This is a genomic window from Romboutsia sp. 13368 (genome assembly GCF_018336475.1).
In the GTDB taxonomy this organism is placed as follows: Bacteria; Bacillota; Clostridia; order Peptostreptococcales; family Peptostreptococcaceae; genus Romboutsia.
Map to the genome: position 1 here is coordinate 2,051,617 of NZ_CP048741.1, position 952 is coordinate 2,052,568.

General features: G+C 27.7%; 1 protein-coding gene. It reads right to left on the bottom strand.

Features of this window, described 5'->3' with window-relative positions:
* A partial coding sequence (locus tag G3997_RS08495) for a L,D-transpeptidase (protein ID WP_296645360.1) occupies nucleotides 1–702 on the bottom strand: 702 nt, incomplete at its 3' end.
* Nucleotides 703–952 lie beyond the last annotated feature (250 nt).

Genomic DNA, 952 nt, shown 5'->3' on the forward strand with positions numbered 1-952 from the left:
TGCATTTATATAATTATATTTAGATGCTAAAATACTATCTGCATCACTTACATTTGTTATTATACTATTTCTATTTAATAAATCTATTCCATTATAACTAGAAAACTCCTTATATGCATTYTTYAAATTCTTTATATTCTGTGATTCTACATCTACATTTCCTAATCTTATTCCATACTTAGCAGCAATTTGAATAAATGTTTTACCTGAGTTATCAATTATAGCATATGCACCTACATTAATCTGTTCAAATAACCATCTTATATCACTATTATGCATTCTAATACATCCACCACTTACATTCTTACCTATACTACTCGTATTATTATTTCCATGTATTGCATATGTAGTTCCGTAAGTTGCTCCAACATGAAGTCCYAACCATCTATCTCCAAGTGGATTTTTAGGACTTCCTCCAGGAATTCCCCCACTATAATATGGTCTATTTTTTATTTTATTTACTATYTTAAACTTACCTTTTGGTGTTGGTGTCGATGGTTTTCCTGTTGCAACAGAAAATTCTTTAACCAGTACTCCATCTTTAAAATACCCTAGTTTATTTDTTTTTGAGTTAATTATTAAATATTGCCCTTTAGATAACTGAGTACTTTTCTCTTGTGCATTTGCATTAATCAAATTTGTACACAATACCATTGATATAGCCAATATAATTGATATTATACTATTAACTATACGATTCACTCTCTATTCCCCCTAATCTTTAGTAAAAGTATCTTTCTAGTTAAGTTTATCAGTTTTATATACAAAATTGGCTAATATTTATTCATCACTTTATAATGTTTTTCAACAAATCTCTAATCTAAAATACATCATATTTCTTAGTTACTCAATATATCCTCAATTTTCTTATATCCTAGATAAAATAACTATCGCTTCTGCTCTTGATAAATTACCTTTTGGCATTAACATTCCTTCGGRAGTACCTATTATA